20 protein-coding genes and 1 pseudogene are annotated in these 24877 nt (G+C 39.0%); 18 read left to right on the top strand and 3 right to left on the bottom strand.

All coding sequences use genetic code 11. The annotated features are described in order from the left end of the window. The first annotated feature begins 1 nt into the window (after position 1). From ACSUPM_RS09175 to ACSUPM_RS09135, 9 genes are all read left to right on the top strand, one after another. The gene (locus ACSUPM_RS09175; RefSeq protein ID WP_201566566.1) at positions 2-877 is read left to right on the top strand and encodes a hypothetical protein; all 876 of its coding nucleotides are present in this window, start codon (positions 2-4) and stop codon (positions 875-877) included. Then, positions 874-4359, top strand: a complete 3486-nt coding sequence (locus tag ACSUPM_RS09170) for a toxin VasX (protein WP_201566564.1) — start codon at positions 874-876, stop codon at positions 4357-4359. Before ACSUPM_RS09175 ends, ACSUPM_RS09170 begins: the two co-directional genes overlap by 4 nt. Before the next feature lie 21 nt (positions 4360-4380). Continuing rightward, positions 4381-5442, top strand: a complete 1062-nt coding sequence (locus ACSUPM_RS09165) for a hypothetical protein (RefSeq protein WP_201566562.1) — start codon at positions 4381-4383, stop codon at positions 5440-5442. Positions 5443-5463: 21 nt separating this feature from the next. Beyond that, the gene (locus tag ACSUPM_RS09160) at positions 5464-6531 is read left to right on the top strand and encodes a hypothetical protein (RefSeq protein WP_436879879.1); all 1068 of its coding nucleotides are present in this window, start codon (positions 5464-5466) and stop codon (positions 6529-6531) included. A 34-nt stretch (positions 6532-6565) separates the two neighbouring features. Beyond that, on the top strand, positions 6566-7627 hold the full coding sequence (locus ACSUPM_RS09155) for a hypothetical protein (RefSeq protein WP_436879878.1): 1062 nt from the start codon (positions 6566-6568) through the stop codon (positions 7625-7627). Between the two features lie 50 nt (positions 7628-7677). Beyond that, the gene (locus ACSUPM_RS09150) at positions 7678-8601 is read left to right on the top strand and encodes a hypothetical protein (protein ID WP_436879877.1); all 924 of its coding nucleotides are present in this window, start codon (positions 7678-7680) and stop codon (positions 8599-8601) included. Between the two features lie 43 nt (positions 8602-8644). After that, complete coding sequence (locus tag ACSUPM_RS09145) at positions 8645-9205, top strand: hypothetical protein (protein ID WP_436879876.1); 561 nt, start codon at positions 8645-8647, stop codon at positions 9203-9205. Between the two features lie 80 nt (positions 9206-9285). Beyond that, complete coding sequence (locus tag ACSUPM_RS09140) at positions 9286-9555, top strand: hypothetical protein (RefSeq protein WP_436879875.1); 270 nt, start codon at positions 9286-9288, stop codon at positions 9553-9555. 2 nt (positions 9556-9557) lie between these two features. Then, a complete protein-coding gene (locus ACSUPM_RS09135; RefSeq protein ID WP_436879874.1) occupies positions 9558-10763 on the top strand; it encodes a DUF6708 domain-containing protein in 1206 nt (401 codons plus the stop codon). A gap of 191 nt (positions 10764-10954) precedes the next feature. Here the strand turns inward: ACSUPM_RS09135 and ACSUPM_RS09130 are convergent. From ACSUPM_RS09130 to ACSUPM_RS09120, 3 genes and pseudogenes are all read right to left on the bottom strand, one after another. Then, positions 10955-11131: pseudogene (locus ACSUPM_RS09130) on the bottom strand (transposase); the annotation flags it as partial. Between the two features lie 62 nt (positions 11132-11193). Then, positions 11194-11457 carry an Arm DNA-binding domain-containing protein gene (locus tag ACSUPM_RS09125; protein ID WP_025651472.1) on the bottom strand — a complete coding sequence of 88 codons (264 nt, stop codon included), beginning with the start codon at positions 11455-11457 and terminating at the stop codon, positions 11194-11196. A 340-nt stretch (positions 11458-11797) separates the two neighbouring features. Further along, the gene (locus ACSUPM_RS09120; protein ID WP_436879872.1) at positions 11798-13261 is read right to left on the bottom strand and encodes a hypothetical protein; all 1464 of its coding nucleotides are present in this window, start codon (positions 13259-13261) and stop codon (positions 11798-11800) included. A 584-nt stretch (positions 13262-13845) separates the two neighbouring features. Between ACSUPM_RS09120 and ACSUPM_RS09115 the strand changes: the two genes are divergently transcribed. From ACSUPM_RS09115 to ACSUPM_RS09075, 9 genes are all read left to right on the top strand, one after another. Then, positions 13846-14613 (top strand): YagK/YfjJ domain-containing protein, encoded by a 768-nt coding sequence (locus ACSUPM_RS09115; protein ID WP_436879871.1) that lies wholly within the window; start codon positions 13846-13848, stop codon positions 14611-14613. A gap of 318 nt (positions 14614-14931) precedes the next feature. Further along, positions 14932-15222: a hypothetical protein gene (locus tag ACSUPM_RS09110; RefSeq protein WP_436879870.1), complete on the top strand. Its 291-nt coding sequence runs from the start codon at positions 14932-14934 to the stop codon at positions 15220-15222. A gap of 50 nt (positions 15223-15272) precedes the next feature. After that, a complete protein-coding gene (locus tag ACSUPM_RS09105; RefSeq protein WP_075107034.1) occupies positions 15273-16265 on the top strand; it encodes a DUF932 domain-containing protein in 993 nt (330 codons plus the stop codon). Positions 16266-16374: 109 nt separating this feature from the next. Next, positions 16375-17478, top strand: coding sequence for a YqaJ viral recombinase family protein (locus tag ACSUPM_RS09100; RefSeq protein WP_201603646.1), 1104 nt, complete (start codon positions 16375-16377; stop codon positions 17476-17478). A gap of 118 nt (positions 17479-17596) precedes the next feature. Beyond that, on the top strand, positions 17597-18508 hold the full coding sequence (locus ACSUPM_RS09095; protein ID WP_436879869.1) for a recombination directionality factor: 912 nt from the start codon (positions 17597-17599) through the stop codon (positions 18506-18508). A gap of 186 nt (positions 18509-18694) precedes the next feature. Continuing rightward, positions 18695-19153 (top strand): hypothetical protein, encoded by a 459-nt coding sequence (locus tag ACSUPM_RS09090; protein ID WP_068326698.1) that lies wholly within the window; start codon positions 18695-18697, stop codon positions 19151-19153. Between the two features lie 183 nt (positions 19154-19336). Continuing rightward, complete coding sequence (locus tag ACSUPM_RS09085; protein WP_068326701.1) at positions 19337-19588, top strand: helix-turn-helix transcriptional regulator; 252 nt, start codon at positions 19337-19339, stop codon at positions 19586-19588. 686 nt (positions 19589-20274) lie between these two features. After that, positions 20275-21972, top strand: a complete 1698-nt coding sequence (locus ACSUPM_RS09080) for a DUF262 domain-containing protein (RefSeq protein WP_068326704.1) — start codon at positions 20275-20277, stop codon at positions 21970-21972. Between the two features lie 36 nt (positions 21973-22008). Then, positions 22009-24861: an SNF2-related protein gene (locus ACSUPM_RS09075; protein ID WP_436879867.1), complete on the top strand. Its 2853-nt coding sequence runs from the start codon at positions 22009-22011 to the stop codon at positions 24859-24861. Positions 24862-24877: the final 16 nt, after the last annotated feature.

Below are 24877 nucleotides of genomic sequence, written 5' to 3'. Positions count from 1 at the left end.
TATGCTAATACCAAAAGTAGAGTTTCTCGATGATATTCAAGCGACTGACGATTATCAAAAGCAACTTAAGGCTTTATATCTAACAGTCTCTGACAATCAATATCAAACGCTGACAGTCCTTATTGATCTAAATATTTACGGTACAGCTGTCTTTGACTTATTAGACTGCGGCATAGATTTGCCATTTGAGCGCATCAAACGCATTCATCATAGCTTTAGCGATGATTTGGCACTTATTAAGATGTCACTTGATAGTAGTACAGGTCAACGGCTACTCGAGCAGCTACTGGCATTGGCACTATATGAAAACACCCATGATATATCTGGTTATCCGCATTCGCGTAGCGTCTGTCTATGGCTATTTGATCAACCAATCACAGAAACGCTTACACATAGTATATATCTGATAGGACAGGCATATGGAATAGGGACAAATAAGCGTCGCTATTTGCGCTACTGGGATCCTAGAGTGTTAGCGCTATTAACCTATATTTGGACAGCCCCACAAAAGCTGCAAATATATCAGTTGGGCTTATCTCACATTTATTATGTTGATTGGAATAATGAGATGACTGTATTGACTCTACCTACGCCAAATGAGGTATATCCAGCTGCTAATATTCAAAAAACGTTAGATCAGCTACAACCTTTACCTTTTCGGTTCAGTCTGCAGCAATGGCAGGTGCTCATACAGACAGAGTGGATGAATATGATACTGCGGCAGTTAAAGGGTCAAGTGGTAATCACTGATCGAGTTTATGACATTATCATCAGTCAAGCACTACTGATTGCTCAGCGTAAAATGTCGCAGCAGCAAGCCGTTAAGAATATTGTCAAAAGCTTAGAGCAAATAAAAAATAAAGGAATACAAGCATGAGTGAAAGTAGCGTTCCAGATTCTATAAAAAGTACTTCAAGAGTAAATGAGGAGACAATAGTAGGTACACCAGAAGGTAGTAGTGTGGTTGATGGCTCTACGCCTACTGCCACACTACCCACAATCACAGTAATAGCATGTCGTTATGGATGTGGACGTACAGGCATACCGATTTTACCTGTGGTATTTAGTCGAGATGATTATAGAGTAAGTCGCAAGGATAGGCGTTATTTTGGGGATAGGTTGTCTGCAAAATCAGCCAAACATGATGCTATCGCGAGCCTACCTACACACACCTACCTTTATTGTTTTTATGATTATATTGATAGTTATGGAGATGAACAAAAATCAGTTGAAGAGAGATTTACAGGTAAAGATGGTGCATTAAAAAGAGTTGCAACGTATAACAAATATGATTTTGAAGAAAAAGAAGCAGAAGATATTAATAAAATAGAGGTAACAAATATAGATGAGCCTGACGATGATGAACTCGATGAAATGGTACAGCCAGCTCTCTGTGAAAAAGACGAGCATAGTACGTTAGATAGTAAATATATTACCTTAGAGTCAGGTGAGGTAGTATGGCTCATGGTCAGTCATGCCAAGCTAAGTAAAGCAACTCTAAAAAAATACTTTTATGATACAGCATTACGCAATAAGCGTATGCAACAGTTCGTTGCTGATGAACTAACAGGTAATAATAATACTGATGGGATATCCTTCTTTTCACCTGAAATAGATTATATAAATAGCTTTCATCAACGAAAACAGCTAGAGCAGGGCGGTGCTATCGATGATAAAATCACAATATATGAAAAAGATGGAAAAGAAGGCGTTCAAGGTAGTTGGCGTTCTGCCCTTCAGCTATACAAAAGTATGGAAAGAAGCATTCATGATGAGATAAGCGGTATTGAAGAAAATATAAATGAGGGCTACGGGGATAGTGAGGAGGATAAGTTATGCGAAGAAGTTGAAAAACAACAGTTGAAGCTTCTCAAAAAAGTTAAACCCATGATGGTCGCCTTACCTGACCCTGTAGGAGAAGTATTAGCAGCCGCGGAGAAACGTAATTATTTGATTAGTCAACTCAGTGAGCTATCAGAAGATCGTGATCATATTCGTAAAACTATTAATGCTTTAATCATAAAAAATCTTGAAAAGGCAAGTATTAAGACAACGGAATTTAAAGACAAGAAAGTTTTTAACGCGGGTAAGAAAGACTATCTTGGTACTTTGTTAAATATAGTATTCTCAGATACTGACCCAGATGATTTGATATTTAAGCATATCGATAAGAGCAGTTATGAGTCCTACCTACAGTCTTCAAAAAAAATAATTTCTCTTAAAAAAGAAATTGTTAATGCTCGTAAAGAATTTATTAAAGCAATCACTAATGAAGAATTTAAATTTATTATAGAAACTGACTTTGATATTGAGCTTGTTCACGATGAACAGACTGCTAAAGATTTTGAGGCAATGATTGCTTCTTGTATTGCAGGCTGTGGTATTGATGATAGTAATATTGGTATTCCACAAAGCATGCTTGATGCTTTTGAATCTACTGCACCAAAAAGTGACACTGCTACTGAAGAGGAATTTAAAAATGTATTATTGCCTCAGATCAATAGTAGCATCAAAATCAATCAAAACTGGCTATTTAAAGCGCTTGGCGGTTTGGATAAGGAGCTGGTCGAGATTATTTATGACTTTAGCAAGAAAGATAGAGCTTCTGAAGCAGTAGGTACTGGAATAGGCTATACGGTAGAAGGGGTTAGTGCTGCGACATTAAATAAGATAACAGTCAACAGTAATCGAAGCGCTGCTATCAATAAAGATAAATTGATTCAGACACTGAGTCAAAATTTATTAGCATTGAGTTTTTATGATCCAAAAGCATTCAGAAATTTGTATAAAGCACTAGAGCTTAGTGTATATGGTCATTCAGGATTGACAGTTATCCGAAAAGAGGTAACTGCTACAGCAGACACGATTGTCAGTTTTGCAAACTTTGCTATGGGTGCAGTATTGCCGAAGTCATGGATCGATAGGATTAATAATAGCGCCAGACGAGCTAAAGATGGTGCTAAGAATGTCGTAGAAGCTGTCACTGACACTACAATTGTGCGTACGCCACAGATCGATAATCTACAGCAGGCTGAAAAGTGGGTCTTACCATATGTTGATAAAGCCCTTGCAACAGGTAAAGGTATAAGTGAGTTGAGCCAGCTCAATGATGGTCAAAAGCCTATTGATCTTGATCAGCTGGATGCTGATGCATTAGCTGCAAGGGGTATTGAGTGGCACAATAACATCAAGAATATAGCGACGGGTGCGACAGGAGGAGTATCGGCTTTCATTGCATATTTCCAGTTAAATGCAGTGATCGCCAGTGTACCAGCGATCGCCAGATTAAAATACGCAGGCGACCCGCTACGGCTAACGCAAGAGCAATTAGGTACTATCAGCTCTGGACTTGCACTAGTCACGGCGAGTATGGATGTGGCGGCATCGGGAGCTAGCGTGTTTGGCAGAACCAGTTTTGCAAACAGGCTTGTCTATCGAGCAGGGTGGCTAGGAGTGGTTGGCGCGACGTTTGAGGTGGGCAGTTTAGCCATTTATGGCTATCGTAAGTTTAATGATGGTAATAAGGATTCTGGCTTCTTTACAGTTGGAGCAGGTTTCTCTATCGCAGCATCAGCTTATGCTGGATTTAATCTAGGCTTATTAGCGATAGCATCGCCAGCCGCCGCATTACCTGCGCTACCACTATTAGCGATTATGTTTGTCGGTATGACTCTAAGCTATACTTTTCAGCGCCTAGCCTATAAGTTTGATGATAAAAACAATACATTAATAGAATACTGGTTAGACAACAGCGTGTTTGGTCATAAAGCCATGCGAGGACAAGACTATTATCTGATAAATCCGTTTCAGTCAAAGTCGCCTTTCAATAGTTTGGAGCAAGACATTAGTGGCTTTATCACGGCTTGTACCTTTTTCTTAGCTAATAATCGTTTGCAAACCTTTCAAGGTAATGTACCTGTGGAGCACGAAATAAGCACAAACAGTGAGATAAGACTTCCGCCAGTCCTTGAGATTGTAAAAGAGCATCTGACCTTATTTCAAAGTCAAATTCACATTGGGAATTGGGACAAAGCAAGTCAACTGACTATAGAGGTGGTTGCTGATAAAGGTGGCAGAGAGCAAAACCTATATAAAGCGACATTCTATAATTCTGCCAGTGATGAACCTGCTGCGGGTAATATCAAATCATCAGCTCTTGAGAGATTATTGCCTATAGTGACAAAAAAAGAGGCTGAAAAAGAATCGGAACCTCAGTTTATCATTGATACGCAGTTATTAAAGTTTGAACCGCAGAATATCAATAACGCAAAAGTGATTGTGACCTATACGCCCGATACCAGTCGCAATCCGCCATACCCTCTAAAAGACGTAAGCTATTTGGATAATAATAGCTACTAAAGAAAGGTTGCAAAAAAAATAATGATTTACAATCCTCCTAACAATACCCATCCCATCGAAAAGCTACTAAGTAAACCTTGGGAAGGGAGCATACCTGCGTATCGAGAAAAAATAGCCAGTATAGAGAAGCTGAGCCGTGATGTACACGAGATAAACCCAGATTACCTACTGTTTCATCCCATTATTAACTCGTATCAATTGGTTGGTTTTTTAATGGCTTATTGTTTTAGTTGGTTGTTTGGGCAGTCGTTCTTTTTGATGACAGCTATGGTTATGGCAGTTATTAAAGATGGGTCTATATTTTATTATTTCTTAGCTTTTTTTATTATTATTTTAAACTTTTTAATGTTTGGATTATTACCGTACATAGCATACAAGCAATTTAAAAATAAAAAGTCTTATTCAAACAAAGTCGTATTATTAAAACAGACCCAACAAATTGCTTACTACGAGCATAACCGTAAGCAAGACCCTATCTTTCATCTAATTAATTACAAAGACATTGTTGCCTCAGTCAGACACAATAAGGGCGTCGAATTTGAGGCTCTAAATCTACATGTAATTGACCCCAAGACAAATCAAAGCATCCAAAACATCAATCTCGAAGACATGCAACTTAGCCCTTACGACCAATGGACGTTCATCCGCACATATATGGAGCGTCCCGCAGACGAGCTACCGCTTGACCCACGATATGCCCACGCGTGTCCAACAGATATCAGCACATCGCTACTCGCCTGTGCCGATATTGCTCAAGAGAAAAAAGACAAGGGTCTGACTGGACTACAACATGAAGTGACCTTTATGGGTTGGTTGCGTGCTTGTACTGTCAGTTACTTAGACTTGGCCGAAGGCAATATCTATCAATCGAGTGCCAATCCTGCACTACATCCGGAAGTTCAGCGACGGCTTATGTGGGATGGTCAAAACAACCCGTATAACATTCTGCCTGTCACCGCAGAGCGCCAAGCAGCTTTTGCAAACCAAAATCAAGCCGTTAAGCGGAAATGGTATTCAGGAATGGCTATTAATGCGACTTGGTTTATTGGCTCTATATTGTATGTGATGCTGGTGATTGCTTAGATGAAAACTGGAATGTGTTAAATGCAACTACGCAACGATTTTGCCACCCATATTAGTGAGCTTAACAATCCTATTGAGCGTCCCTATACCACCAGTATAGACAAAAGCTTATTAGAGAGTACTAAAAAAGATGATATTGAACATCTAAATAAAGAAATTCACGACGTCAATCCTGATTACTTAACATTCCTACCTGCGTACTTTTGGGTGTTTTATTTTGCTATTGGTTGGGTTTACTTTTCTTCTTTTATGTTCCTCATTGTCTCCACTGATAGGCTGTTACATTTACAAGGTTCTAATATACCTCTATTGATTGTAGATATTTTTATAGCATTATTTATATTTATTCCATCTTGCACACCACTGATCCTACTTCTCTATCAATTCATTACCAAGAAACCGTTTCGCACCCAGTATTACTTCTTAAAAAAGCAGCAAAAAATAGCCTACTACTATCGCCCACTATGGAAATTTAGACAGCCTTACGAGCTAAAGGTAGTGGACTACAAAGACGTTATTCCTGATTTGCATCAAGATCCATACAATCGAGCTTATACACCGCTTAATCTCTACGTCGCTGATCCTGAGACCGGAGACATTACCCATCATTTAAAGCTTGAGGATTATCGAGTCAACCCGCGAGTGCAATGGGCATTTATTCGCACTTATATGGAAAGCCCAGCGGATGATCTGCCAATAGACAACGAAATCTGTCAAGCTTATCCAGCTGACACCAGTAAATCATTGTTTGCCTGCGCTGATATTATCTATCGCAAAAACGGCATACTGCCTAGCGATCATTCTGGCGATGGTCAGATTATGGTCTTTATAATAGGCTCAATAATAGCTTTAGGTAATCTATTTCAGGCTAATCATTACCAATGTACCAAGCGAGCCATCTTACATCTTGACTTTCAAAAGCTTTTAACCTGGGACGGACAAAACAACCCCTATCCGATACAGCCCGTAACCTATGAAGCCAAATTAGCCTTTGACGGTAGAAATTGGGAGGTTAATGTCAGATGGGTGTGTATCATACTCACTAACGTTGGCTTATTTGTATGGGCAGTGGTGGCTTATAATAGTTAGCAAGAATCAACAGATAAGTAAATAGCGCACAATTATGATATTACCAGTACCACAAAAACTCCCTATCGGTAAGATTATTGGACATCCTTATGAAGGAGACATTGCTAATTTCAAAGAGAAAGAATATAGCATTGATAGATTAAATTCGCTTATCCATGAGGTAAACCCGGATTATTTGCTGTTTCATCCTTCTATCAACTCTATTCAATCAGTAATTCTGTTAGCATCTTATGGGGCGGCGTGGTTATTTGGGCAAAGTTTCTTTATTTTTTTAGTAATTCTCTTTGATATTATGTTTAATAAGGGAATAGATTTTTTGTTTTTTATAGGCATAGTTATGCAGCTATTATTACTGTTAATGCTTGGCTTTGCCCCTTTTTTAACTTTTAAACAATTTAAAAATAAAAAATCCTACTATAATAAAATTGTATTGTTAAAGCAGACCCAGCAAGTTGCCTATTATGAGCATAATCGTAAGCAAGCGCCTGTTTTTCATTTAATTAATTATAAAGATATTGTCGCCTCAGTCAGACGTAACAACGGCGTGGTTTTTGAGGCCTTGAACCTGCATGCGATTGATCCGAAAACAAACCAAACCATTCAAAGTATTAATCTTGAAGACATGCAACTAAGTCCTTACGACCAGTGGGCGTTTATTCGCACCTATATGGAACGTCCTGGGGATGAGCTACCGCTTGACCCAAGATATGCTCATGCCTGTCCAACCGATGTTAGTACCTCTCTCTTTGCCTGTGCCGACATCGCGCAAGAAAAAAAGAACAAAGACTTAACAGGGCTACGTCATGAAGTGACGGTTATGGGCTGGTTGCGAGCTTGCACCGTCAGCTACTTAGATCTTGCCGAAGGCAATATCTATCAATCGAGTGCCAATCCTGCCTTACATCCTGAAGTGCAAAGACGGCTCATGTGGAATGGTCAGCACAATCCATATAACATCCTACCTGTCACCGCAGAGCGCCAAGCAGCTTTTGCAAACCAAAATCAAGCCGTTAAGCGGAAATGGTATTCAGGAATGGCTATTAATGCGACTTGGTTTATTGGCTCTATATTGTATGTGATGCTGGTGATTGCTTAGATGAAAACTGATTAGCCAACGTCGATTAGACAGTACGAGACCAATAAAAAATGAATAACTACATCATAAGACCGCAAGAGATTTACTTATTAGAGCGCTATAGCTCACCTGCTTACTTTAAAGAGATGCGCGATGCCTTTGCGAATATGTTAGAAGCTGCTGAATACGCATTAGAACTGTTCGTCAATGATTTGCCCTTTGATTACCGAACGCGTCCTATTAACAGACAACCTGATATCGTCTGGGGCGAGCGGGTATTGCCAAACCTGCGTGATACTCTAGACAGCTTAAATGTTGGCTATCAAGAGCTGTTAAATGGCGATTTAATAGCAATAAGATATGGTGGTAATGTTGAGAGTGATTTTCGCGCTATCAGTATGGATTATGATACCGACTGGATGCCAGAGCAGCAACAATTGGATTATGAGAAGTGGCGCCAAGAGGCGAGTTTGCGTGCTTTTAATATGGAAATAACCAGTTATTTTGGTTGGTGTATTGGTGATTTAATGGAAGATTATAGTACTGAATCGCGAGGACCGCTTAACCCACCCGAATCGTGGCCTATTTATCGCCTCAATCCTCAATATAGCGTTGAATTAGATGAAGTTGTCCCTGTTGCAGGTATTTATGTACCTAGTAGAGCAGATGCCAGTGCTCAAGTGTTATTGGATGGCATGTTGGCAAATGAAGCCTATGTCGGTTATGACCCAGAAACCATGCAAGCGGTCGGTATGGCGCCTGTTACTTGGATGTTGGTTGAGCGTATCGCGGATAGTGGTGGTGATAGCCATAATGTCGCACCAAAACGCTTACGCTGCGAGTCAGGTAAACCCTGTCCACAGACGGGTCACTGGTGGTCACCATCCAGTAAGGATGTTAAACACTTTGAAGCAGGTGACATCATGCCAAAGATGAAGCGACTTGAATGGAAAACCATTTGGTATTTTAACGAGACCAATCAGTTAAACGGTTAAGATAATTTACACCTTATCAATTAATAATAAAAGAGCTTTATATATGTTAAATCGTTCAGTTTCACAGGCTACATTTAGGGTATGGTTGTGGGTGTTTGTACTGTTTGCGCTAGGAGTTAGTCAGTCGCAACTCACTATTGCTGCTGATACTTCTTACACCGATAATACGTCTAAAAATGCAGAAGAACTCAGATTGGAGTATCTAGAAGAGCTTGCAAGGGAATACGATAAAATTTACAACTCTGAATTTGCTAGAAATCCTGATGACATTCCGATCAGTGAGTATGAAGGAGGGACAGATCGATACTTTGGCGATTTAAGAGTTGAAGGTGATAAGCTTATATTAGAAGTTTCAGGTGGTGAGCTACTTATTATCACCAGAAACGAACGTCAAGAACAACTTAGACAACAGCTCATAAAGTTCGTATCAGAGCATAGCGATGTGTCAGTTAAGGTTGGCATACAAGGTTTGATAAATGAAGATAGTGAGCCAACGACAGAGGACTTGGATGAATTGGTTCTTGTGAATTACAACGGCTTAGAAGCCAATGCCACTCATAATCTTTTTAAGATGCTTAGCACAATTAATGATAATGATGAGTGAGGTTATAAACAGATAAAGCAACATTTACAGGGTTCGATTTAAATTCAAGCTATATCGCAGGTAAGAATGATAATTACGTTATGAGTATAGCCTACGGAGGTTCAGCTGTAACCGGTCTTGCTTCAACCTACCTATTAGGTTTTACAGTATTTACAGGTGTGGGCGTCTTTGTTCTAATTGCATTCATTGGTATCAATCTATTTATCGGCTACTGGAAAAAGACAGGTATGGAGAATTGGCTCAAACATGGTATATGGGGTACAGATAGCAATAATTGGTCACTTAAGCATACGCTTGAGCAGTTTGACCGCGCTGTGGTTGGCGAAGATATTGACCTTGGGGATGATTAATTATGATTGACACTAACGGTAGAGATCCCTTCGCTAGATTTAAATACTCGGAAATAGGTAAAAAAGTAGACGGCACTTTTGGCACAGTGTTAGGTGGTCGAGTTCAAGAAATCAAAGATTTTAAATGGTTAGATAAAAAGCAAGGTTACGAAGTACCGCTTTATCCGCAGCGCACTGTCGTGCAGTTTAACTCAACCTATATGGAGTTAACAGGACGTCAAGATAGAATACGTGGTGATATAACTGCTTGGGCGCTATTTTTCCTAGTTATAGCTAGCTATATTTTTTATACAATTATTCAAACTTTTGCTATAACTATTGACAAAGAACCACCAATATTCTTCAGCGTATTTTTGATGTGTTGTGGTTTTCTAATGTTACTTTTACTCTTAATGTTAATCGCTCTACTCTCAACCGAATTATTTACCTATACCTATCTACCGATTCGTTTTAACCGTAAGACGCGCAAAGTCTATGTTCGCCAAGCCAATCGTAAAGTCGAAGTCTTTGATTGGGATGAACTTAAGTTTTACATGGCAACGACTTATAAAGTTGGTGGTGATGTACGTGGTATTACCCTTGCTGATGACGGTATGACGATTACTGGTATGTTTAGCCTGCCTTTCGTTAGTGATTTGACAGCTAAAGAAATACTGGGCGGCACACAACTAAAACAACATTTTGAATTTGTCCGTCGTTATATGGAAAGTGACGACAAACAAATTGTAGAAATCAAAAATTCTATTCGCTATATACATCCAGTTTATAAAAAAAGAGAAACGCCATTAGTATCTTTTAAGCGAGCTACACTAGCTGCTCTTGACTCAGATGAAAATATGGAATATCCAAAGGAGGCATTAAGATTAAACTGGACACATCTAGCAATTATCATACAACTTTGGCTACGCTACCTAGGGCGTCTACTCTCTATCAACACCAGCATCACCCCTAAGTTTAGCCCCGAGATTGAAGCTGAATGTCAGATAGATCCTAACGATCCGTATGACTTAAACAAAAACTTGCCCGAAGGCAATATTGAAGATACAAATCAACCCATTTGGAAAAAGCTGACACATAGTATCTTGCTTATTTTATTTGGTATCGTCATGTTATTCGTTTTTGCATTTTTTATTGATATGATAGGGGCAATTAAAGGCTACGACACAGGGCTAGCCTATAAGCTACTGCATTTGTTTCATTTAGTGTGATTAAATTTTTTACTATGCATATGATTGCTTAGAAAAATAAGAAGGCGGTAAATGCAATTACGCGACGATTTCGCTACACATATCAGTGAGCTTCACAATCCTATTGACCGTCCTTATACCGCTATCGTTTATGGCTGTAAATCTGGTTTTGTAATCCTCATGATATACCAGCTCATTCTTCAACACGCCCCATATTGCTCTGTACCGACAAGCTTGCCTTGATTGGCTTTGTTATGCCAGTTTGATAGCGTTTGCATGGCAATACCTAACTGCTTTACAGTAGCTGAGATATTGCCATTATTATCTGCTATCTTCTTAACGGCTTCGGCTTTGAATTCGTTACTGTAGGTTCTTACTTTCTTAGTCATGATAAACTCCGATTAATACGCTTAGTTTACCAAGTTTAGGTGTACGGTTTCTTCAGCATAGCTCAATTACGACTTAGTAGCTCTTCATAGTCACGCCAAATTTCACAGGCACGAGCAAACGATACGTTTGGATACACGCCAAGCGATATACGTTTGTTTTTTAAATGGGTAGGGGACAGGTAGCGATAAACCCAAGATTTAGTGCCATTAGGTCTAACCATGAGATACAGCATAGGATGGTTTTTGACAGAGACTAGGTATTCTTTGTCATCGGCTTTATGACTGCTGATGCTGCGGTCGGAGCTGATAGGTTTGCGTGCTTCCATAACTGACACCCCAATGTACATTTAAAAACCAGTGTACATAGTAGTGTACATCAGATGCATGGATTGGGATAGATAAAGCAGGACAGTATAGAACGCCAGATACAACAAAGCCCCTAGTAATAGGGGCTTTAGTTATTCTATAAGATAGTATAGAACTATGTAATGGTACCCGGAGCCGGAACGGTTAATTATTGTTAAGTATTTGATATATATGGATAAATATATAAGATTATAATTCGGTACACTTGTGAGTATACTTAAGATTTGTTTTTCAGTTTTATGGTAATTTGGTAACAGAGAACTGATAGCTTCAATCAGTACTGAGCTACCAGTTGGTTTTTTATGCTCTTCCAACCTTTTGCTTTATCAGCTTGGCATTTATCGAAAAAGGATCGTCATCAACTATTTTATCATCAATGTTGTGAAGATTCTCATCTGTAGCTAGATTACTTTCAGTAGCCTGTAGTTTCGTTAGTGGATCATTACCTTTCATTGTGGAGATATTTGTAGTTGCAATCATAATTTCATGACGATTAATTTCCTCACCAATTGAGTTTTCAGTAGCAGTATCGTCAACGTTATCCAAACTCACAGTTTTATCATCAGATTGGTTCTGTTGAGCATTTACGATTGGCTCGGCATTGTCAGTGCAAACAGAGTCTTCAATATCTGGTGGTAAGTCTAACGCCTTAACCTGAACGTTTACATTTATTATATCATTGCCCTCACAATCGACTAGTAGATGCTCAGGAGTATTATTTTTTACTTGTAAAGTTTGCTCAGTTTCAAAAAGACTAAGATGAGGTTTCTTATAGTATCTAAGCCAATTGTTATTTTTTTTATTATAAACTGTAGAGATAGCTTTAAATGATTGTTCTTTTAATGTATGTTTATTGATATATGCTATTTTTGAAGTTTTTGTAGTGGGTTTATTGAGCTTAGTATTAGAATCGATATCCTTTAGAGTCTTTAATCTTGATTTTTGTTTTTGCCATGTATTTTTCATGGTTCTTATAAATTTAGTTCTTGTTTCAAAGGTATAGTGATTTAAGGGTACGGGGCTAGAGATAGTAGTAGAGTTAAGGAAAATAAAAGCCATGTAATCAAACGAAGCTAAGATATGATTGTATCGACTAGCGGTTTCATCAATATCAAAATAAATATAATCACTTGCACCAAGATAAGTATTTAAAGTGTTGTCTTTACTTCTCTTATTCAGCATATATTCATACGCCCAATCAATTTGTTTCCTATCTTTTCTATCTAACCATTCAAGTTCATTATCTCTAATCTTACTTAGAATAAACATATCTCTAAGTGTATTCAGCACAGCTATTTTTTTATGAACTGTATACTCTAATTGGTAATCTTTAGGGTTTATTATTTTTCTAGAGAGATAGTAAATATTTTTTGAATAGATGATATCGTGATTGGCTGTCATTATCTCTTCACGAGTAGTTATATATTTTATTCTATAATCAGACGATCTTAATGCCATTATAAACCATAATGTTGCTCTATCTTTTCCATGAAGCCAGCTAATATGACTCTGTGGAATTATAATAGCAGACATCTCAGCTAGCAAATTATCGACTCTAGTAGGTGAGAAATTTCTTATCTCTAAAACAGTAATTAGTTTTTTCTTGCAATTCCTATCATCCTTTACTAGAAAAACTTTTTCTACCGGATTTATTTGATTTAAGTAATATAAACACCAGTATGATTCATGAGCCGTTAGTTGATTTACTTTGCTTGTTATGTATTCTTTATTAGAGATAATTTTATTTAATTTAGGTTCTTCCATAATAAAAATTACATCCATGATTAGAGTATATAAGGATCGAAATCTACCTAGTTCTGCGTAGTCAAAATCAATAAACAAGCTCTATTATATCGCAAAAAATGGTCATCATATACTGTATTTTTGGTCAGAATATTGTCAGAGGATATGATCGCTATACCTTGAGGTTATGGATACTGTACGGGGATTTCTATGCCAAATTACCTTCATTATGACTCTAACTCCATTCGAACCACTTCCTTATACTAAAGGGTAGCTTAGGATTGGATTTAGCTAAATACTCAGCTCTGCTTAGGATATAGTCTACTTTAATACCATGTTACAGATCGGGTATATATATTATTAACACACACACTAGATATGTTTTTCTAAACTGAGAGAGTAGCTCTCAGTAATTATAATTATAAAATTACTAAGTCTTATTAACTTATGAATACAAATTCATAAGGATGATAATCACGATGTATAACTCGGTCAATAACTCCAAAATAATATCAGATGTTGATATTCTCGTTAGAAAGATAATATATCAATGCATTTCGCTTAAGAATGTTAAAAGTGAATTGAATAGGCTGTATTATCCATTTATGACAATTTTAGATGATGAATTAGCGTACTCACAACCAATCAATGCATTTATAAGTACTACCAATGCTATTGTTGGTGATTCCTACCCATTCAACGTTTCATGGAATAATAGTTTGACTGAGAGTTTTATTCGGTTGCTGTTATCTTATAAAAGCCATATTAATTATGACTATAATAAGTGGTACTCACAAGGAATAAGTAATTCCAATAAGCTTGAAAATAGTATAAGAAAACTATTTATTAAAAGATCTAGACTGCTTTTTGTACGTGTTGACTTAAAGTATTTTCAGGAAGTTAGTGACCATATTACTATTTACGATTTCGATGCTCACATGCAGAAACTGCGGGATTTCATAGGTAATAAAAGAACTTGTTTTGGAGACTTGCTTTTAAATGCTTGGTCCTTAGAACAAGGAGAGGAAAACGGTAGTTTTCACTGTCATCTATTACTCGTTTATGATGGCTCAGAGCGTTATAGCGATACGTATTTGGCTATGAAAGTGGGGGAGAAATGGCAAGATATTACAGAAGGGTTAGGGTATTTCTTTAATTTACACACTCCTAATTATAAAAAGCGGTTTGAATATAAGAATACGCTTGGTATAGGCATGATTCATCGGAGTAATATTCAGGAAGTTGAGAATGCCGTCAACGCAGCATTATATTTAACCAGACCATTTAAATCAGATGATAGTTACCAACGTCTTAAAGTAAAGCTACCTGGTATGCGTACCTTTGGCAAAAGCATAAAAAAACAAACTACATAGTTTTTACAGTTCTAGCTTACTCTTGATTTTAGTGATACATCAAGTGATATAACCCATCATTTTAAAAAATAAATATTGTGTTCGCCAGAAAAATATTTATTGAGAAAAGTAATGTTGTTATAGGTTTTTCTTAAATTTAGTTTAATAAAACTAATTTTAAATAGATTAGCTATATCAAAGTAATCTTAGATATATAGTATTCCTATGAGATCAGTCAGGAAGCATCGCTCTCCTGACTGTTTAACCCCAATCCATCCTAATTAAAGGTCTGCTTAATCGCAGGCCTTTTTTTATGCGCAATCTAAAAAGGAGCTATTTATGAGACCCATTTGCCCACACTGTCATTCAGCGAACGTCAGAAGCACTACGGATACTGACAGTCCCTTTAATATCTTCGAGCAACTGTGCTCACAATCTGCTCTATCAGGTCTTGGTGTAAGCATCTGTAGGTATTACAAAATCAATTCAGCAATCGGTGTGGTGGTAGGTACTGCACTGGCTTCTGCGATTAGCTTGGCTAAAGACAAGCTACAACAGCCCCCTTTAATCGTTTTGGCAGCAAAGCCTAGTTACACCTGCAATACCTGCTCAAGAACTTTCAGCATTTAACCTATCTATATAACCCATAATTCTAATCAAATCTAAAAGGAAAAATCATAATGGCACATTTAATCGAATCAATGGCATACGTTGGCGAAACCCCTTGGCATGGCTTAGGTAATGAGCTGGCTCCCAAGCAGCCGTTAGAGGTCTGGGCAAAGCAAGCGGGTATGGATTGGCGTATTGAATCCTCAGACGTCAGCTACATGGCAAACAATGACAAAGGGCATAACCTGATTCTGCCCTTTGCAGAGCAGAAGGTATTATACCGTAGCGATAACTTCGAGCCGCTATCAGTGGTCAGTCAACGATATCAGGAAGTACAGCCGCGTGAGATTCTAGAGTTCTATCGTGATCTCACTGAGCAATCTGATTTTGAATTAGAGACCGCAGGCGTCTTAAAGGGCGGGCGTAAGCTATGGGCATTGGCTCGTACAGGCCAGTCAGCCACCCTTCGCGGCAAAGATGTCAGTAATGGCTACTTGCTTCTTGCAACCGCTTGTGATGGCACGCTAGCGACCACAGCCCAGTTCACATCGATCCGTGTGGTGTGTAATAACACGCTTGCTATTAGCTTAGCTAACGGAAGTGGTGGCGTAGTAAAAGTACCACATAGCACCTCGTTTGATGCGGACAAGGTCAAGCAGCAATTAGGCGTGTCAGTCAAACAATGGGATGAGCACAGCTATGAGATGAAGCAATTATCAGAGCGCCGTGTGACTCAGGCAGAAGCCGCCAATTATTTAAGCCGTGTATTTAACGATCAGGACAATGACATCATTCTGTTTAACAGTGCTAAGAAAGAGAAAGACGCCGTGCCCAATGCCAAGGCGATGAATCAGGTCATGAACATGTTCAACGGTCAAGGTCGCGGAGCCGATCTTGATGCTGCCAAGGACACTGCTTACGGTCTGCTATGTAGTATTACTGAATACGTCGATCACGAACGCAGAGCAATGTCGAGAGACCATCGATTAGACGGTGCTTGGTTTGGCTCTGGCGCTAAGCTTAAACAAAAGGGTTTAGAGGAATCGCTACTGATGCTGGCTTAACCCGCCACATTTAAAATCTAACAATATAATCAACCACGCCTTCGAGCGTGGTTTTTTATGCCGCTTATTTCATTTAATACCAATAATCAATTTATCGAAGGAGTTCGTTATGAACATGATCGCACTAAACAGCACGACTCAGCCAAGACCAGCCAAACGTGCAACCATTAGGCTTAAACCAGCGTTAGTGAAAACCAAGCAAAATGATACTGCTGATAAACCTGCCCAATCTAATACTTCAACGACTGCTAGGCGTTTGGTTAATACTAAAGACTTAAGCCGTGAGGACTGGCTACAATTTCGCAGACAAGGTATTGGCAGTAGTGATGCTGCGGCTGCTTGTGGTATCCATCCGTATCTATCCATGCTTGAGCTATGGATGATTAAGACCGGACGCATGGAATCAAGCATTGATGAAAGCGTAGAGGGCTATTCACCTTTATACTGGGGCAATACGCTTGAGGCGATGGTCGCTAAATATTACCAAGAACATACCGGCAATAAGGTACGCCGCGTCAATGCCATCTTGCAGCATCCTGATCCTGACAATTACTTTATGCTGGCTAATTTAGACTATGCCATTACTGGTAGTGGTGAGGTACAGATTTTAGAGTGCAAAACCGCTGGTGAACATGGTGCCAAGCTCTGGAAGCATGGTGTGCCCTTGTATGTGACGTGCCAAGTTCAGCATCAGCTGGCGGTCACTGGTAAAACTGCTGCGCACATCTGTGTGCTACTTTGTGGACATGAGGCTAAGATTTATAAGGTTGAGCGTGATGAGCGCTTGATTGAGTCCATCATGAAGCATGAGCGTCTGTTCTGGCACTACGTAGAAACGGACACCCCACCAACCCCTGATCATAGCGAGTCAGCTGCCAAAGCCTTAAAGCTGCTTTATCCAACGCCTAAGCCCTCAAGCAAGGTTGATTTGCGAGATGATGATGGTGCCAATAAGTTATTTGAGCAACTGCTGAGTTATCGTGATTACATGCAAGAGCTAGAGCAGCGTCATGATCAGGTAAAGCACCAGCTGCAAACACTGATTGCAGATAATGAGGTCGCTGTGTTTGAAAAAGGCGCTATTTCTTGGAAACGCTCCAAAGATAGTATCAGTTTGGACAGTAAGGCCGTTATCAAAGCGCATCCTGAGCTGTTGGCTAAATTTAGTAAAACCAAGCAAGGTAGTCGCCGCTTCGTCATCTTAAACGACTAAGCCGCTATTTATTCAATCAACACATAGACAAACCAAAACAAGCGCATAAATGCCCACCCTAATCGGTGGGCTTTTTTATGGCTAAACACATTTTATTAAATACATAAGGACTATCACCATGATTAAAGGTCTAACCATAACCCCACCAGTATTAGGTCGTATCAGCATTGGACGTGTCGTTCAAAAGGACGGCAAACGTCTACCTGCTAAAGACGATCAATTTACCATTACCAGCCAAGTTCAAAATAAGGATGGCTGGATCAATCATCCACTAGATGAAAAGCTACGCGCAAATAATGACGGCAAGCTGAGACAAATACCCGTGCGTATGCTATTTAACGACCCTGAGCTTAATTTGCGAGCCGAATATACCTTATTTGATCGTCAAACTGGACGCCCGCTATGCGTGGGTGACGGTGAGCAATGTCAGCGTCGAACCAGTAATGGCGTTGAGCAACTGCCATGTCCATCACCTGATCGCTGTCCATTGGCGCAAGGTGGAGCCTGTAAGCCGTATGGCAGACTTTACGCAAATCTGAGTGAAGACGACGAGTTAGGCACGTTTATCTTTCGCACCACAGGCTTTAACAGTATTCGCACGCTTGCCGCACGGCTGAGCTACTTTGCTGCGGTGTCAGGGAATAAGCTGTCGTGTTTGCCCCTGCAATTAACGCTAAGAGGTAAAAGCACGACGCAAAGCTACCGAACGCCGATTTACTTTGTTGATTTAACGCTACGTGATGGGGTGACACTAAAGCAAGCAGTGCAAGATGCGCAGACAATTGATGCGGAGCTTAGCGAACACGGATTTGATCAAGCAGCGCTAGAACAGGCTGCAAAACAGGGTTACGTCAATTCATCCTTTGAAGTTGATAACGATGGCTTACTTGATGTGGCTGAAGAATTTTATCCCATGGAGACAGATGACGTAAGCAATAGCCAACAGGGGAGTTATCAGAACGGGTTAGCCACTCATAACGTGACTAGCATAGAGCAAGGGCTACGGCAAAGCGTGACGGCGGTGAGCTAAAGTAATTGAGGAAGATATGCGGCGTAAATTAGTTAGGTTGAAACAAGCGATTTTAGGTCGCTTGTTTTATTTCTTATCGGTTTATTTTTAGTGGCTTAATACCTAGGTTAAGTCTTACAATGTGCTAGTTCTTCATAACGGCATATTAAAAACAGATTATTACTGTTTAACGTAAGGATAGCTAAAATGGATTTAGAAAAGACAATGGCATTAAGTAATTCAGTACAACTGTCTAAGAAAATATCTAAAAGAATTGCCAATCAGACTGAACGTTATTTACAGAGCTTTGGTGAAGATACGGTAACCACAAAACCTCTTAAAAATGTATGGGATGATATTTGCTATAAGTTCCAAACAGAAGAATTTTGCGGCAAGGTTTACGAGTCCATGGTTGTAGAATATGTTGGTTCACTGGTCGATGCTTTAGAAGACTATGAATTTAATGCCCTCTACCTTCAAATTGAAAGCCTGCGTACGATCCTAGCTGATTCAGCTAAGAGTACGCCATCAGATATAGATGAACACAGTCTTATCAGCATGCGTTTTTTCAAAGATCGAGTTATTTTATATCTCATTGAAGAGTATATTTATAAACGGGCTAAAGGCTACACAAACAAAAGGCTTAGGAAAGCTCTAAATAGTTAAGATAGTCGTGTATGTAACTTATTATTAAAAGTATTTTTAACACAGAAAAAGGAGCTGATGATTCAGCTCCTTTTTATTACTCTATGCATAAGGTCTATCGGACGATATAAGTCTCATAAAAAAATACAGGACTCCCTGACTGTATGAGAACAGATGTTCCCATACAATAATTCGGAGATAATCATGGAAAATTCAAACGCAGCACAGCCAGTAATTGAGCAATGTAATCACATACCACAGCTATTGAGTATTAAAGATGTTGGTAGCTATACTGGTCTTAGTCGTTCTACGATTTATGAGATGGTTAATGAAAATTCTGATCGTTATGATCCAACATTCCCTAAGAAGGTACAACTGACACAGGTAAGGGTGGTGTGGGTAGCAAGCGAGATTGCAGAATGGATTAATACGAAGATTGCAGAACGTTCAGTATAGATTTATCTGACCGTCCTAACTTTAAAAGTAGGGCGGTTTATTTTTTTTGTATTATGAGAGGTTTCTTAATCTAATACACTAAGTAATATACTTTAGGCAGAAGAAAAGGCCTCAGCCACTTTGTGTTTACAATCAAAGTTTTATCGCAATTAAAAGGCTATTTCATGCGCAAAATCTTGTTAGGAAAAAATTGTGTAGGGTGGTACTTGGCGTTCATAGAAATAGGCAAATAGTCTTTCGAATAAAAGACTATTTAAACAGGCTAAAAGACTATTTAAAGATTCTTTAAAGGCTATTTTTCACTATTAAACATATATAAAACAAGGGTTTAAGGGTCTCTATAGAGAAATGATAAAAATATTTATCTTGTTAATAATCATCTATCACTATCTTGATCAAAAGCAGCCGCTAGTAGGGCGCTGTAAGGGGTCGTCTCATTCTCATGCATATAGATTTAATAGGATGACGATGAATGGCTATATCTAAGCGTAGCAGGCTATCTGCCAGGTTACAGCTTAAACGTTTGAAAGTAGGGCAATATCAAGGATCGTGAGCTGTTAAATATGTCAGACAGAAGTATATCATTAGAAGGATATTTCAAGCTCGTATGGTAGACTACTTCGAATAATATAATCACAAAACAATAATCATCATGTATAAGTTAATCTTTAATAGAGAGTTTACGAATGAGCAAAAACCTTAGCGGTGCGGACTACCCTTTATCAAAAATATTTAGCTCAGATTTTGAATACGTTATTCCACCTTATCAAAGACCATATGCATGGACGATAGATCAGGCATCCGAGTTATTTGAAGATTTACATAGTTTCTATCAATATGAACCTGATGAGGAATATTTTCTTGGTAGTATTGTTCTGATTAAGGAGGAAAATAAGCCTCATTCTGAAGTAATTGATGGTCAGCAAAGATTGACCACTTTAACAATCCTACTAGCTGTGCTATCAAATAAACTACAGGGTGATGATAGGAAGGCACTACTGCAATACATACTAGAGCCAGGGAATAAATTTGAAGGATTAGAGAGTAAGCCACGATTGACTGTTCGCAGTCGAGATCGAGATTTTTTTGCATCTTACGTTCAAGGCCTAAAGTTTGATGAACTTTTCGCAATGGATGAAAAAGCGCTTGAGAATGAATCACGTCTAAATATCAAACGCAATAGTCAGCTTCTAGATAAGTACGTTTCAGAAAAGCTTGGTGATGATGTAGAGCAAATTGAGAGTTTTACAGCTTTCCTACTTCGAAAGTGTTATTTAGTAGCGGTATCAACCCCTAATCAAAAATCAGCCTTTAGAATATTTTCAGTAATGAATAGCCGAGGGTTAGACTTGCAGCCAACTGATATCATTAAGGCCGATACGATTGGCATGGTTGAATTAGAGGCCCAAAGAGAAAAATATAATGAACGTTGGGAAGAGATGGAGGTCGAGCTTGGACGGAGTCGTTTCAATGATTTGTTTTCTTATATTCGTATGATTCATGCTAAAGAAAAGGCAAAACGTTCGTTGCTAGAAGAGTTTAGAGAACACGTATTAAGTAAAGGTATTAGTCCTGAAGATCTAATTTCAGCAGTATTAGAGCCTTATGCAGAAGCATTGTTGATTGCAAAAAATAGTGATTATGTAGCGGTAGCCTATGCCGAAGAAGTTAACAGGTATTTAAAATGGTTAAATAGAATTGATAACTCTGATTGGGTGCCAACAGCAATCGAATTTATAAAGAATAATAAAGCTAAGCCTGAGTACATGGCTTGGTTTTTTGAAAGATTAGAGCGACTGGCAGCATTTATGCATATTTGTGCCTATAACATAAACCAACGCATCGAACGTTATAACAAGGTGCTTAGCGCACTTGAAAACAATCATTCTCTTACTAATCCTATAAACGAGGTAGAATTAACAGATGATGAAAAGCATAAAATGATTAAGGTGCTTGATAGTGATATTTACGATCTAACATCAAGAAGAAGAAACTACTTAATATTGCGATTAGATGCATTTATATCAGATGGGGGAGCAACTTATGATCCTACTATCTTAACTATTGAGCACGTTTTACCCCAGACAGTAGACAAGGAAAGTGAATGGGCCCAATGGTGGCCTGTAGCAGAAGAAAGAAAAATATGGGTACATAGATTAGCTAATTTAGTACCATTAAATAAGAGACGCAATTCAAGTGCTAGAAACTTCGATTTTGATAAAAAGAAAAATGCTTACTTTTTAGGTCGAAAAGGAGTTTCTTCGTATGCACTGACTACACAAGTCATTGGCTATGCTCAGTGGAAGCCAGAGGATTTGCCTAAACGTCAAATGGAGCTTATGGACATTCTAGCTGATAACTGGCGATTGAAGATCGACGCATAAAAATTCTATGTTGCGACTAATAATAAGATTTGAATTATGAATAAGGTAACCAACCACCAATTAAAGTATTTTGCTTGGGAAATTACTAAGCAGCGTAGTAGCTCCGACGACGCACGTATTGCGCAGTCGCTATTCGATGCTCAGGTTGACGTAAACCCACACCAGATTGAAGCGGCATTATTTGCGTTGAGTAATCCTTTAAGTCGAGGTGTTGTCTTAGCCGACGAAGTAGGTTTAGGTAAAACTATCGAAGCGGCTTTAGTACTTTGCCAATACTGGGCGGAGTATAGAAGAAACTTGCTAGTAATCTGCCCAGCGTCACTACGCAAACAGTGGGCATTAGAGCTGCAGGATAAATTTAACTTACCTGTACAAGTACTAGATTCGTTTACTTGGAAGAAATTACGTCAAGAAGGTGTCTACAATCCTTTTGAAAATAAAAAGATCACCGTTATATCCTATCCATTTGCAACCAGAATGGAGCATGAACTGGCTAAAATACCTTGGGATATGGTTGTTATTGATGAGGCACATCGGCTGCGTAATGCCCATCGTCCTAGCAACAAAACAGGCAATAGCTTTAAAAAGTCTTTAGTTGCTCGCAATAAACTGCTACTGACGGCCACTCCACTACAAAATTCATTAATGGAGCTATACGGGCTCAGCACCATTATCGATGAGCATTTATTTGGTGATGATAAAGCGTTCCGCCGTCAATATGTTAACGAAGATAACTTGCCAGCCCTTAAGCGCCGATTGGATCAGTTTATCCATCGTACGTTACGTAAGGATGTTCTAGAGTATATTCCATATACAAGACGCCATGCTTTGACGGTACCATTTACACCTAGCGATGTAGAACAACGTTTGTATGATCAAATCAATAGCTACTTACAAAGAGAGTTTAGCTATGCCTTTCCTGTACAGCAGCGCCACCTAATCACCATTGTTTTACGTAAGCTATTGGCGTCTTCCACTTCTGCTGTTATAGCAACATTAGAATCAATTCGTAATCGTCTCCAAGCTCTTTTAGACAACCAAACCATTGATGCAGAATGGATAGAGCACTTTATTGCTGATGAGGATATAGACGAAGAGCTTATCGAAGAGGACGAGGACGAGTATAGCGAATATGAAACTCGCGGCGTTGATGCAGATTTACTTAAATCTGAAATTAAAGAGGTCGATCAGTATCTTGCTTTAGCTCATGAAATTGATGAAGACCGCAAGTCCTACGCGCTGTTGACGGCGTTGGAGCGTGGGTTTGCCCGTATGTTTGAAATGGGCGCACCAAAGAAAGCAGTCATATTCACTGAGTCACGCCGTACGCAAACCTATCTTATAGAGTTTTTACAGTCTCATGGTTTTAATGGCAAGGTAGTCGCTTTTAATGGTAGTAATAATAGCCCAGTCAATACAGGTATCTATCACAGATGGTTAGCTAAGCACGTAGGTAGCGACAGAGTTACTGGCTCATCGTCAATAGATAGACGTACAGCGCTTATTGATTATTTCAGAGATGACGCTGAAATAATGATTGCTACCGAAGCTGCTGCTGAGGGTGTTAACTTACAGTTCTGCTCTTTAGTGGTTAACTATGATTTACCTTGGAATCCACAAAGAGTCGAACAGCGTATTGGACGCTGTCATCGTTATGGTCAAGCTTTTGATGTGGTTGTGGTCAACTTTATCAATGAGCGCAATGCTGCTGACCAAAGAGTGATGGAGCTACTTAGCGAAAAGTTTGATCTATTTGAAGGAGTATTTGGCGCATCGAACGAAATACTAGGATCGATAGAGAGCGGTATTAACTTTGAGAAACGTATTCTTGAGATTTACGATAAGTGCCGTACCAACCAAGAGATTGAAGCAAGCTTTAATAAGCTACAGTCCGAGCTTGAGGCTCAAATCAATCAAAAAATGCTACAAACTCGTGATTTGTTATTAAAGCATTTTGATGCAGATATTCACGAATTACTGAAGATTCATAAGCAGCGTGCTGAAGAGCAGCTTGATCGTATCAGTAATTTCTTTTGGACGATTAGCCGGGCACTACTAGCGCCCTATGCTGACTTTCATCCTAATCAGTTAAATTTTACGCTGCATAAGTCGCCTACAGTAGATATAAAGGTTGGTAGCTATCAGCTGATCAGAAAGGGCGAATCTGTACCTGATAATACCTACATATATCGTCTCACGCATCCACTTGGTGAGTATGTACTAAATACGGCAAAGCACCTACCCACTGAGACTGCGCAGATAAACTTTGATTACAGCAATTATGATAAAAAAGTATCCAGTCTTGAGCCATTAGTAGGGCAGTCAGGATGGTTGTCGCTTAGCTTACTGTCATTAGACTCTTTTGCTAAAGAAGAGCATTTAATACTTACGGGTATGACAGATGACAACGTATTATTGGATGCTGATATCTGTGAGCGTATTTTACGTTTAGAGGGCGTAGTGATTGAAGCTAAAATAACGACAGCTATTCCGAAACTATTCACCGATACAATCGAATTTCAGCATAAAAACAAATTGAGTGAGGCGCTTGATAGTAATCAGGTGTTTTTTAAGCGTGAGCAAGAAAAGATTGAAAGTTGGGCAGATGACCATATGGCATCAGCTGAGTCAGCGCTTGATGACATTAAGCTCAAAATACGTAGCCTAAAGCGAGAAGCTCGCCAAGCCAGTACTATCGATGAGCAAAAGCAAAAGCAAGAGCAGCTCAAAAAGGCAGAACGTGAACAGCGTAAACTTCGTCAAAATATCTTTGATGTGACTGATGAGATTGAGGAAAGGCGCGATACATTAATTGAAAACTTAGAACAGATGATGCATAAAAAAAGCCAGTTTGAAACGCTTTATCATATTCGTTGGCACGTAAAATGAGTTGATAAATTTTATA

The organism is Psychrobacter okhotskensis (assembly GCF_965638355.1).
Taxonomy (GTDB): Bacteria; Pseudomonadota; Gammaproteobacteria; order Pseudomonadales; family Moraxellaceae; genus Psychrobacter; species Psychrobacter okhotskensis.
This window is presented reverse-complemented; position numbering and strand designations above follow the sequence as displayed.

Bases quoted from the DNA above. Each gene is read 5' to 3' on its own strand.
- ACSUPM_RS09175 (WP_201566566.1), top strand. From the start codon at position 2: ATGCTAATACCAAAAGTAGAGTTTCTCGATGATATTCAAGCGACTGAC.
- ACSUPM_RS09170 (WP_201566564.1), top strand. From the start codon at position 874: ATGAGTGAAAGTAGCGTTCCAGATTCTATAAAAAGTACTTCAAGAGTA.
- ACSUPM_RS09165 (WP_201566562.1), top strand. From the start codon at position 4,381: ATGATTTACAATCCTCCTAACAATACCCATCCCATCGAAAAGCTACTA.
- ACSUPM_RS09160 (WP_436879879.1), top strand. From the start codon at position 5,464: ATGCAACTACGCAACGATTTTGCCACCCATATTAGTGAGCTTAACAAT.
- ACSUPM_RS09155 (WP_436879878.1), top strand. From the start codon at position 6,566: ATGATATTACCAGTACCACAAAAACTCCCTATCGGTAAGATTATTGGA.
- ACSUPM_RS09150 (WP_436879877.1), top strand. From the start codon at position 7,678: ATGAATAACTACATCATAAGACCGCAAGAGATTTACTTATTAGAGCGC.
- ACSUPM_RS09145 (WP_436879876.1), top strand. From the start codon at position 8,645: ATGTTAAATCGTTCAGTTTCACAGGCTACATTTAGGGTATGGTTGTGG.
- ACSUPM_RS09140 (WP_436879875.1), top strand. From the start codon at position 9,286: ATGAGTATAGCCTACGGAGGTTCAGCTGTAACCGGTCTTGCTTCAACC.
- ACSUPM_RS09135 (WP_436879874.1), top strand. From the start codon at position 9,558: ATGATTGACACTAACGGTAGAGATCCCTTCGCTAGATTTAAATACTCG.
- ACSUPM_RS09125 (WP_025651472.1), bottom strand. From the start codon at position 11,457: ATGGAAGCACGCAAACCTATCAGCTCCGACCGCAGCATCAGCAGTCAT.
- ACSUPM_RS09120 (WP_436879872.1), bottom strand. From the start codon at position 13,261: ATGGAAGAACCTAAATTAAATAAAATTATCTCTAATAAAGAATACATA.
- ACSUPM_RS09115 (WP_436879871.1), top strand. From the start codon at position 13,846: ATGACAATTTTAGATGATGAATTAGCGTACTCACAACCAATCAATGCA.
- ACSUPM_RS09110 (WP_436879870.1), top strand. From the start codon at position 14,932: ATGAGACCCATTTGCCCACACTGTCATTCAGCGAACGTCAGAAGCACT.
- ACSUPM_RS09105 (WP_075107034.1), top strand. From the start codon at position 15,273: ATGGCACATTTAATCGAATCAATGGCATACGTTGGCGAAACCCCTTGG.
- ACSUPM_RS09100 (WP_201603646.1), top strand. From the start codon at position 16,375: ATGAACATGATCGCACTAAACAGCACGACTCAGCCAAGACCAGCCAAA.
- ACSUPM_RS09095 (WP_436879869.1), top strand. From the start codon at position 17,597: ATGATTAAAGGTCTAACCATAACCCCACCAGTATTAGGTCGTATCAGC.
- ACSUPM_RS09090 (WP_068326698.1), top strand. From the start codon at position 18,695: ATGGATTTAGAAAAGACAATGGCATTAAGTAATTCAGTACAACTGTCT.
- ACSUPM_RS09085 (WP_068326701.1), top strand. From the start codon at position 19,337: ATGGAAAATTCAAACGCAGCACAGCCAGTAATTGAGCAATGTAATCAC.
- ACSUPM_RS09080 (WP_068326704.1), top strand. From the start codon at position 20,275: ATGAGCAAAAACCTTAGCGGTGCGGACTACCCTTTATCAAAAATATTT.
- ACSUPM_RS09075 (WP_436879867.1), top strand. From the start codon at position 22,009: ATGAATAAGGTAACCAACCACCAATTAAAGTATTTTGCTTGGGAAATT.